General features: G+C 40.4%; 12 protein-coding genes and 1 pseudogene. 3 read left to right on the forward strand and 10 right to left on the reverse strand.

The features are described 5' to 3' along the window. Positions 1-234 precede the first annotated feature (234 nt). The gene (locus tag Q0212_RS01235) at positions 235-609 is read left to right on the forward strand and encodes a hypothetical protein (RefSeq protein WP_297921002.1); all 375 of its coding nucleotides are present in this window, start codon (positions 235-237) and stop codon (positions 607-609) included. A 3-nt stretch (positions 610-612) separates the two neighbouring features. Beyond that, positions 613-1,155, forward strand: a complete 543-nt coding sequence (locus Q0212_RS01240; protein ID WP_297921005.1) for a DUF924 family protein — start codon at positions 613-615, stop codon at positions 1,153-1,155. Here the strand turns inward: Q0212_RS01240 and Q0212_RS01245 are convergent. From Q0212_RS01245 to Q0212_RS01260, 4 genes are all read right to left on the reverse strand, one after another. Further along, the gene (locus Q0212_RS01245) at positions 1,145-1,357 is read right to left on the reverse strand and encodes a hypothetical protein (protein WP_297921008.1); all 213 of its coding nucleotides are present in this window, start codon (positions 1,355-1,357) and stop codon (positions 1,145-1,147) included. The two genes, Q0212_RS01240 and Q0212_RS01245, sit on opposite strands and share 11 nt — an antisense overlap. Before the next feature lie 309 nt (positions 1,358-1,666). Next, the gene (locus Q0212_RS01250; protein ID WP_297921010.1) at positions 1,667-2,341 is read right to left on the reverse strand and encodes a cytochrome b/b6 domain-containing protein; all 675 of its coding nucleotides are present in this window, start codon (positions 2,339-2,341) and stop codon (positions 1,667-1,669) included. A gap of 116 nt (positions 2,342-2,457) precedes the next feature. Further along, on the reverse strand, positions 2,458-2,913 hold the full coding sequence (locus Q0212_RS01255; RefSeq protein WP_297921013.1) for a hypothetical protein: 456 nt from the start codon (positions 2,911-2,913) through the stop codon (positions 2,458-2,460). A gap of 60 nt (positions 2,914-2,973) precedes the next feature. Then, positions 2,974-3,378, reverse strand: coding sequence for a DUF1924 domain-containing protein (locus tag Q0212_RS01260; protein WP_297921016.1), 405 nt, complete (start codon positions 3,376-3,378; stop codon positions 2,974-2,976). A gap of 103 nt (positions 3,379-3,481) precedes the next feature. On the opposite strand from Q0212_RS01260, the gene Q0212_RS01265 reads away from it, so the two are divergent. Beyond that, the gene (locus Q0212_RS01265; RefSeq protein ID WP_297921018.1) at positions 3,482-4,996 is read left to right on the forward strand and encodes a serine/threonine-protein kinase; all 1,515 of its coding nucleotides are present in this window, start codon (positions 3,482-3,484) and stop codon (positions 4,994-4,996) included. Here the strand turns inward: Q0212_RS01265 and Q0212_RS01270 are convergent. The 6 genes and pseudogenes from Q0212_RS01270 to Q0212_RS01295 all read right to left on the reverse strand — a co-directional run. Further along, positions 4,993-5,472 (reverse strand): putative molybdenum carrier protein, encoded by a 480-nt coding sequence (locus Q0212_RS01270; RefSeq protein ID WP_297921021.1) that lies wholly within the window; start codon positions 5,470-5,472, stop codon positions 4,993-4,995. The genes Q0212_RS01265 and Q0212_RS01270 overlap by 4 nt on opposite strands. Before the next feature lie 52 nt (positions 5,473-5,524). Then, positions 5,525-6,619 (reverse strand): N-ethylmaleimide reductase, encoded by a 1,095-nt coding sequence (gene nemA / locus Q0212_RS01275; protein WP_297921024.1) that lies wholly within the window; start codon positions 6,617-6,619, stop codon positions 5,525-5,527. A 2-nt stretch (positions 6,620-6,621) separates the two neighbouring features. Further along, positions 6,622-7,449 (reverse strand): shikimate dehydrogenase, encoded by an 828-nt coding sequence (aroE, locus tag Q0212_RS01280; protein WP_297921026.1) that lies wholly within the window; start codon positions 7,447-7,449, stop codon positions 6,622-6,624. Positions 7,450-7,452: 3 nt separating this feature from the next. Continuing rightward, positions 7,453-8,367 (reverse strand): oxygen-dependent coproporphyrinogen oxidase, encoded by a 915-nt coding sequence (gene hemF / locus Q0212_RS01285; RefSeq protein WP_297921029.1) that lies wholly within the window; start codon positions 8,365-8,367, stop codon positions 7,453-7,455. Positions 8,368-8,378: 11 nt separating this feature from the next. After that, on the reverse strand, positions 8,379-8,942 hold the full coding sequence (locus Q0212_RS01290) for a Sua5/YciO/YrdC/YwlC family protein (RefSeq protein WP_297921032.1): 564 nt from the start codon (positions 8,940-8,942) through the stop codon (positions 8,379-8,381). A gap of 8 nt (positions 8,943-8,950) precedes the next feature. Next, a pseudogene (locus Q0212_RS01295) lies at positions 8,951-9,273 on the reverse strand (hypothetical protein); the annotation flags it as partial.

Genomic DNA, 9,273 nt, shown 5'->3' on the forward strand with positions numbered 1-9,273 from the left:
TTATTACTGCTCGACTAGCTAATAATCCCCAATATGATGAGCTAGTTACTGAACTTGAAACGGTTATTTCGTGGGGCATTAATGATCCTGTCCGTCATGAAGTATGGCCAAAATTGCTAAAATATCTACAAGATGAAGTGCAACCTTTAGATAACAAAGATTGACATCGGCAAATCACAAACCCCTCAAACCCTGCTATGATTAACACAACAACTCTAGCAGCGTGTAAATTGTATGGATACAACAGAATTTAAGCGTCTTATCTACACCATTAGCCAACAAACAGGCGCAACGGTTGTCGATGTTCAAAGTCCACAAGTCACCCCAAACTTTGTGGTAGCCTCATTGCGTCTCAACACGCAAACTTTTTATATTCTTTGCTCTGAAAACAACGACTGGGCTTTTTCACAACAACTACAGCCCTTTAAACTACAATTTATTGATCATCCACTCTTAGCCAATATGCTCCACAATTTAGCCAATATTCAGGTTTATTGTACAAGTCAACTCAATGCTCCCTTTGTTGCTCAATCATGGATGTCTAAGCATGATATTAATTATTGGAAACCCCAAACGCTTGGTGAAGCTTTATTTAATTGGTGGGACTAACAAATGAATAACTCACAAACCATTTTAGATTTTTGGTTCAAAGAAATTGACTCTAGTTTATGGTGGCAAAAAAACCATGAGTTTGATGAGCTAATTCGTCAACGTTTTGGCAAAACACATCAACAAGCAACCCGTGGTGAACTCGCCCATTGGCGTACCGATGCACATGGCCGTTTAGCTGAAATTATTGTTTTAGATCAGTTTTCACGAAACTTATATCGCAATCAGCCGCAAGCTTTTGCTTATGATTTAGCAGCTTTGGTGTTGGCACAACAAACAGTCAATTTAGGTTTAGATAAATCGTTAAATACCATTGAGAAATCATTTCTGTATTTGCCATTTATGCACAGTGAATCAGCGATTATTCATCAACAAGCGGTTGAGTTATATAACCAAACAGGATTGGAATTTAATCTGAGTTTTGAATTTAAACATAAAGCGATTATAGATAGATTTGGACGTTATCCTCATCGAAATGCCGTCCTTGGCCGAGACTCAACACCCGCTGAGCTACTCTTTTTACAACAGGAAGATTCTAGCTTTTGACTTGCTGACTAGCAGTAAATTTAACTAAGCTGCTAGTTGCCATAAAAGTCACAGGAATAGATACTGCCAAACCTGAGGCAATCGCCAACCACACAGACTTAGCATCCTCATATCCTAAAACTAAGGCAGCAGTCACAAAAATACCTGCAACGACAACCGAAGCAATAGTAAAAATCACCGAAGCAACACGAAAGTTCATCATCAATACCCCTATAAAAAATATGCCTTTGAGTTATATATACACTTTTTATGTGGGATTGTGAAGTGCTATTTTTAGGTTAAAAATCTGATTTTTCTATATTTTTTATATTAAATTCAATAAGTTAATTTAATACATACAAAATATAAGGATTTATCATAAATAACCATATATTTTATAAGTATTTATCATATAAATTGTCACACTTAGGGGCTATCACTAACTTTTTTGATAATCAATAAACAGATGAGGAGAGATGGAGCAAAGTCAAAACTCATTCGACTTTGCTCCGCAGAGCATTAAATTTATTGCTTAATCATGATCTTTTTCTTGGTGTTGTTCGGTGTCTTCGCCTGCTTTTAAGCCCAACAAATCAGGTTGTTGCCAAGCAGTAAACCAAAAACCACCAACAACAACTAACAACAACAAGGCAACAATTGGTCTGGTATTTTTAATAGCTTCTTCAGGTTCGCCTTGTTTATCACCTGTGACCATACTTCTGGCCAAATTTTCTTTGTGCTTTTTACTCGAAATAACCACACCAAATACATGGGCAAACACCAACGCCAACATCAGATTAGCTAATGCCTCATGTACCTCAGCAATCCATTCTTGATCTAATTGCACATAACTATAGCCTAGGGCTGTTGTTGCCAAACCCAAGGTTAATAACCCATATACCGCCAATGCTCCCAAGGGATTGTGACCTGTGTAATGTGGTGCTTGAGCCTTATCTACTAATGACAAACCGTAGTTAATCGCTTTTTTGGGTGATGGCCAAAAACTGCTAAATTTCGCCCAGCGAGTGCCCATTAAGCCCCATAACACCCTAAACACCAATAATCCTGCAACGGTATAACCAAAAGTCATGTGAATAACGCGTAAACGTTCAGATTCAGCGGTTAAATAAGCGGCTGCAAAACTCAACACCAACAGCCAGTGAAATAGTCGAGTGGGTAAATCCCAAACTTTGATCGATGTTTTCATAATATAAACCTCTTAATGATGACTTAGGCGGTTATCGCTGATTTGTTCACATTTCAATCGTTTTTATGGTTACTGAGCGTAGTCGAAGTAACGATTTTATGTTCACAAAAGCCCTGTTAATGCTGCATTTTTAAATCACGTTCAGACATATGCCCCTGCTCTGCACCACCATGACAAGCACCACAATTAGAGGGTGATTTGATATTGGCTTTTTTCCAATAACTTGGGGCAATATCATCATGCTCTTTCAAAAACCAAGGACTTTGGGTAATACGTGGTAATTTGTCACCCGCAACTTGTGTCCGCGCTTTTGCACTGCCTGCTTGCTGTAAATAGCCATTAATTTCGGCGAGGCTTTTGTCATCCAAACTGGCATCAACACCAAAATGTTTATCTAAATGGCTGGTAATTTGTTGCCATTCTCCACGCCCCAATAAACGTGCAGGAAAAGGCACATGACAACTACCACATTCATTGGCGTAAGTTGGATTCAGCTTTCCCCATTGAATGTTGCCTGCATGGGAAAATGATGCACTCAAACCAGCAATGACCAAGACAATTAACTTATTCATTTTAAAAACTCTTTTGCAAATTTTAGACTCCCTCGCCCTGTGGGAGGGTTGGGGTGAGGGCTACTTTAATGATATTAACCATGTTAACACATCGCCTTTTTCTTGGGCGGTACACTCACGACCGACAACATCTTTGCAATTACGCTTAAACCATTTTTGTGTTTTAGCCACATCAGTAAAACGAGCGGGATTGGCTGACGGTGCCATTGGCTGAATTATTTTTCCTGTGACATCATGTTTGCCCATTTGCAGTGGGTTTTTGGTATGGCAACTAGCACAACTCCAATCACTACCATGAGTTGAGCTAAAAAACTGTTGACCTCGTTGGGCATTAAACGCGGTAAATGCTGAGTTTTCAGCTTTCGCTTGACTAGCAAGTTGTTGTAATTGACTATTGGCACTATCTGCTGCGTAAGCATTGACTACCATTAAACAACTTAAAATCACACTGACTAATAAACGCATTATTCTTCCCCAATCATGGCTTGTTTAAAATGACTATAAAATTTTAAACTTAAATAAAGCTTAATTCGATGCCGATTATTTTACAGATAGGTTTTTAACAATAATGACCCACAGCACTGCTCCGACTATTTCAGGCTACACCATCCATGAAGTCCTAGGGGTGGGTGGTATGGCGACCGTCTATTTAGCCACACAACATTCTTTGCAACGCCAAGTAGCGATCAAAGTATTAGATGCCAACCAAGAAGCTCAACTGTACCAACGTTTTATTAATGAGGCGCATATTGTGGCCTCTTTGCATCACCCTGCCATTATTAGCATTTATGATGTGCAGCAATTAGCGGATGGTCGTTGTTATTTGGTAATGGAGTTAATTAAAAGCGGTGATCTGAGTCAATATAAAGGCCAAAAGTTTGAGCCAAAACGCGCATTGGCGATTATTAAACAAATTGCCCAAGGTTTAGCGGTTGTTCATCATAAAGGTTTGATTCACCGAGATATTAAACCTGCGAATATTTTGTTTAGAGACCACGAACATATTGTCATTACCGATTTTGGTATTGCTAAAAATACTCAAATTAATCAAGAATTAACTCAACATGGTGTGGTGGTTGGTAGTCCATCGTATAGCAGTCCCGAGCAAGCACAATGCCAAGAAATTGATCATCGTAGTGATCTGTATAGTGTTGGCGTGATTTTGATTGAATTACTATTAGGTTATAACCCTTATCGTGGTGAAAATTATACCCAAACGGTGGTTAATCATGTGCAAATGGATATTCCAACCTTGCCTCAAGAACTGAGTCCCTATCAAGCCATCGTTAATAAATTATTAGCAAAACAACCCAATGAGCGCTTTAAAGATAGCCAGAGTTTGATTGATGCACTTGATGGCTTTTTAACCGTTTCTATCTCCATGCCTGCACCAGCTATTCCTGTGCAAAAAAAGCCACTTGATCAGAAAAAAATCATCATCGGCGGTATTGCTATTTTCTTGTTTTTATTAGCAATTATAAGCGCACCTATGCTCAAAAAGCATTGGCAAGTACGCCAATTATTGCAACAGGCAGAACAGCGTTTACAACAAAAGAAATGGCTCAGCCCTGCCAATGACAGTGCACAGTTTTTTTATCAACAAGCTTTAAATATAGATGCCGATAATCAACAAGCCAAAACAGGTTTAACGACTGCCAAAAATCAACAAATCAGCTATTGGCTAACACAAGCCGAAACCAAATTTGCTTCTGGTGATTTATCAGCTCCCAAAGACGACAATGCGGTATTTTACTTTCAGCAAATACAGACGATTGATGCTAAACAGCCACAAGCACAAGCTGGTCTGCAACGTATTGCCCAAGTTTATCTTGGCTTAGCACAGGAAGATTATCAGCAGAAACAATTTGAACAGGCACTCAACGCTATTAAACTTGGCTTATTGGCTCAGCCCAATCATTCAGAATTATTAAAACTCGCTGCCGAACATGAACAACGAGTAGCAGCAGCCAATCAAAAATCAACTAAAACTTCACCACAAAATACCGAAAAAAAACCAAGTAAAAACAAGCAATCATCTAATAATGGTTTACAGAAATTTTGGAAAAAGCTGTGGGGGAATTAGGGTAATGCTTGCCATTTTTGCAACAGTAATATGATCACTTCTTGAGTATAAGCGTGTGCATTTGGCAAATGCCTTGCACTTGGCCCTGCAACATTCAAACGACTAATTTGATGCTTTTGACAAAAAGTGAGGATTTTATTGGCGGCACGCTCAACACTCAACTCACTGCCATCAATCAACAAATAAGGCTTTTCTAATTTAATAGCGGTTAATAAAGTTAGCTCTGTGCCGCGTTTGGGCGCAATAAAATCAAAATAAATAATTAAAGTCGCATCGCTATCAGCCACATTCTGTCGTGTACGTTGGCGATAACCTGCCCCTGCTAATTCTTGTAAGGGATATTTATCGGTAATAATGCCATCATCTGCCATTCGCCCTTCTGGACACCAGCCTCCACAAGGCGTTCCCATCGCTAAAGCCGCATCTAATGCCCCACGATCAACACCCGTTTGACCGCCTGAAATTATCGTTATCATCAAAATTCCTTTAAAACTCACTTAGTAGCATACTAAGTGAGTTTGTGTTATTTCAGACTAAAGCAGGATAGTCGGTATAACCTTCTGCACCACCCCCATACAAAGTGGCAGGATTTAACTGATTTAATGGTGCATTTTGTTGCAAACGAATGGCTAAATCTGGATTAGCAATATAAGGACGACCAAAGGCTGCGGCATCAATAAATCCTTTATCTAACAAGAGATTGGCTTTATCTAAGGTGTAATTTCCTGCACCAATAATGACACCTGTAAAAGCTTCACGTAAGGCTTGTCTAAATTCATCTGTGTGTGCAGGGCCACCTGCCCAATCTGGCTCAGATAAATGCAAATAAGCTAAACCTCGTTTGTTGAATTCATGAGCTAAATACAAGCCCATTTCTAAACCTGCTTGATCGTCTAAACCATTAAAAATACCTAATGGTGAAATACGAATACCAACATGGGCTGCATCCCACACCGCCAAACAAGCATCAACCACTTCTAAGGTTAAACGCGCACGATTTTCTAAGCTGCCACCATATTGATCTTGACGATGATTGCTTTCGGCTGATTGAAATTGATGCAACAAATAACCATGTGCCGCATGAATTTCTATCATATCAAAGCCTGCTTCACGCGCATTGATGGTGGCTTGACGATAATCATTAATCAAACTGGGGATTTCTTCTAAATCTAATGCACGAGGTGTGTCACAAGGCACGCGTAAAGGTTTGCCATCTTCGCCACGAATCGTGGTTTTGTTGACATAAGCAATCGCAGATGCCGAAACAGGCAATTGTTTGTTGGGCTGTAATGAGTGATGTGATACACGGCCAACATGCCATAACTGAATAGCAATTTTGCCACCTGCTTGGTGTACTGCTTGGGTAATTTGTTGCCATGCCGCTACTTGCTCGGCACTATAAATACCCGGTGTCCCCATATAACCTTTGCCTTGAGGTGAAATTTGCGAAGCTTCACTGATAATCAAACCCGCATTAGCGCGTTGACGATAATACTCTGCCATTAACGGCAAGACAGGCACATCAGTCTCATCTTGGCTACGCATCCGTGTTAGAGGCGCCATAATCACACGATTCTTTAAACTCAATGCACCCACTTGAATAGGATTAAATAATTGACTCATGGTTATACTCTTAATTCTTTTCTAATTTCTGCTAATAATTCAGCCGTTTGCACACGCACACCGCGCCAAATAAAAAAGCTTTCGGCGGCTTGTTCAATCAACATTCCCAAACCATCGCTCACTTGTGCTTGTTGTGCTGTTGCCCACTCTAAAAATGGCATTTGCGGTTTGCCATAGGCCATATCATAAGCACACGCGCCTTCAGCCAAAATATTATTGGCTAATGGTGGCAAATCACCTGTTAATGAAGTTGATGTACCATTAATAATAATATCAATACTTTGTGATGCAATATCCTCAAAACGAATCGCAGCAATATCGCCATAAGCACGAAAGATATTCGCTAAATTTTGTGCTTTACTAGGTGTACGATTGGCAACCCATAATTGACTGGGATTTTTTTCTAATAATGCGCCTAATACGCCACGCACTGCACCACCTGCACCCACGACTAAAATTCGTTTATTGGCTAAGCTCCACCCTAAGTTTTCGGTCATATCACGCACAAGGCCAATGCCATCGGTATTATCACCATACAAACGGCCATCTTTACCTTTCATTAAGGTATTTACTGCACCTGCTTGTGTGGCTCGTGATGATTTTACGTCACTTAAATCATAAGCTTGCTCTTTAAATGGCAAGGTAATATTTAAGCCTTTGGCTTCTGGTGCAGAAAAAAATTCGTTTACTAAGGCTCTAAATCCCTCTAAAGGCGACAGTATTGCCTCATAGCTTAAATCCTGCTGTGTTAACGCCGCAAACGCACGATGAATTCGTGGCGAGCGACTATGGCCAATTGGATTGCCGACAACAGCATAACGATCAGTCATTATTTATACCCATTCTTTAGCAATTAAAAACTCTTGATAAAAACGCGCCTCAACCGAATTTGGCTCAGGGTGATAGTCATATTGCCATGCCACTAAATTGGGCAATGACATCAAAATAGACTCAGTACGTCCACCTGTTTGTAATCCAAAAATTGTGCCACGGTCATGTACTAAGTTAAACTCTACATAACGGCCACGACGGTATAATTGAAAATTACGCTCACGCTCACCATAGGGCATATTTTTACGTTTGGCTAAAATAGGACGATAGGCATTGATATACCCCATACCAACGGCTTTGAGAAACTCAAAACACTTATCAAAACCCCATTGATTTAAGTCATCAAAAAACAAACCACCAATACCGCGCGGCTCTTGACGATGTTTGAGATAAAAGTAGTCATCACACCATTTTTTGTAGATTGGATAAACATCTTTGCCAAATGGCTGACAAACATCTTTTGCCATTTGATGCCATGCTTGGCAATCTTCAACAAAACCATAATAAGGCGTTAAGTCAAAACCACCACCTACCCACCATACAGGTTCTTCACCTTCTTTTTCGGCAATAAAAATACGGATATTGGCATGCGAGGTTGGTGCATACGGATTACGCGGATGAATGACTAAAGACACCCCCATTGCTTGAAAAGAACGTCCTGCCAATTCAGGACGATGTGCAGTTGCAGACGGTGGTAGTTTACTACCATAGACATGAGAAAAATTAACACCACCTTTTTCGATGATTGTGCCATTTTCGAGTACACGCGAACGACCACCACCACCTTCAGCACGTTGCCATGTGTCTTCACGAAAAGCCGTTGCACCATCTTCAGCTAATAGCTGTTGGCAAATATGATCTTGTAAAGATAATAAAAAGGCTTTGACAGCCATTAAATCTGGTTGATTAGCAGACATAGATTTCTCTGTTAAGAAGCACGCAAAATTTGGCCAGTACGGGCATCTCGAATTTGCGAAGGATTTTTTAAGCCACCTAAAGGCGCGGAAAAGATGTAATCTACACCATCTGCTAACTGTTGCCTAATTTGTAATGTGGTTTTGGCAGTTTTTTTGCCTGTAATATTAGCACTGGTGGAAATAATAGCCCCACCAAAGGCATTACATAAAGCTTGAACGGGTGGATGTGCAGACACTCTTACGGCCACACTCAAATGCTCGCCTCGCACCCAAATTGGAAATTGTTCTTCAACAGGTACAACCCAAGTTTTTGCCGCTGGCCATGAATCAACCACTGTTTGTCGTTGTTCTGAGGTTAATAATTGCAAATAGGGTTCAACTTGCTCGACACTTGCTGCAATTAAAATTAAACCTTTAGCCATTGGCCGTTGTTTTAAGGCTAATAAATCAAGCACCGCCTGCTCATTAAAAGGGTCGCACCCCAAGCCCCAAACGGCTTCGGTAGGATAGGCAATCACGCCACCAGATTTTAAAGTATTTACAGCTTGTCGAAGATGAATCGGAGATAGGTACATAAAGCTTTTTAACTCAACTGCTCATAACCGCCCGCTACAGTAGCAATTTTACCTGCTAATTCCAACTCCATTAACAAATTCGCTAAGGTTGCTGCATCCCACTGCCCTTGCTCGGCCAAAGCGTCAAAGTGCTGAATTTGCCAACCTAAAACCGCTAAAACCTGTTTTGCTTCTGCACTAATGTCAATACTTTCATCAATCTTCACAGGGGCAACCCCACCAAATTGCCCTACTTTGGTTTTAGCAAAACTATGCGCGACATCTTGTAAAATATCTTCGGGGGTTTCAACTAACGCTGCTCCCTCTTTAATTAAAGCATGACAACCTTTGG

The organism is uncultured Agitococcus sp., assembly GCF_937920075.1.
Taxonomy (GTDB): Bacteria; Pseudomonadota; Gammaproteobacteria; order Pseudomonadales; family Moraxellaceae; genus Agitococcus.